The organism is Psychrobacter sp. 1U2, from assembly GCF_051847575.1.
The window spans coordinates 1-668 of record NZ_JBPYDC010001204.1 but is presented as its reverse complement, the minus strand read 5'-3'; the positions used below and the strand labels follow the sequence as shown (position 1 = coordinate 668).

The 668-nt window shown below is 43.6% G+C and carries 2 pseudogenes; both read right to left on the bottom strand.

The window, feature by feature from the left end:
* Positions 1-332 (bottom strand): annotated as a pseudogene (locus tag ACS8FD_RS21220) (transposase); the annotation flags it as partial.
* A gap of 66 nt (positions 333-398) precedes the next feature.
* Positions 399-647 (bottom strand): annotated as a pseudogene (locus tag ACS8FD_RS21215) (IS982 family transposase); the annotation flags it as partial.
* Positions 648-668: the final 21 nt, after the last annotated feature.

Sequence of the window (668 nt, the reverse complement as noted above, 5' to 3'; positions counted from 1 at the left end):
GAGGAACTGGTTGTCTTTGATAAAGGCGTACCTGACTAACTGTTTCTCGCGAAGTACGCCGTCGCCTTTTTTAGTATTTCGCGTTCCTCTTCAGCCACTTTGAGCTGCCGCTTGAGCTGCTTTATTTCTTGAAGAGCACTCATAAGATCAGGATCGTATTGCTCTGTGCCGACAAGCTTGCCTTGATTGGCTTTGTTATGCCAATTTGATAGCGTTTGCATGGCAATGCCAAGCTGCTTTGCAGTGGCTGAGATATTGCCATTATTGTCTGATATCTTCTTGACGGCCTCGGCTTTAAATTCGTCACTGTAGGTTCTTACTTTCTTGGTCATGATAAACTCCTGTTAATACGCTTAGTTTACCAAGTTTATCTCTACGGTTTTTTCAGCATAGCTCAATCGCGAGTAGCTCGGCAGATTTGGAAACGCCCGTTTCATCATGCCAAGCATGTGATGGTAGTAAAACGCCTTAAACTGTCGATACCGCAGTTGATGAAACAGTACCAAGATGGTCATAATCTCTGCTACACTTATCTGGCATGCTCTTAACCTTTGGTGTCCCGTTGCGATTAAATGAGCGTCAAACTCAGGTTTGAATTGCTGATAAAAGTCGTCAATATGGCAGTAGAGTTCGGTTAGGTTGTCCATGTAAGAAGTCCTTTTTGCTTA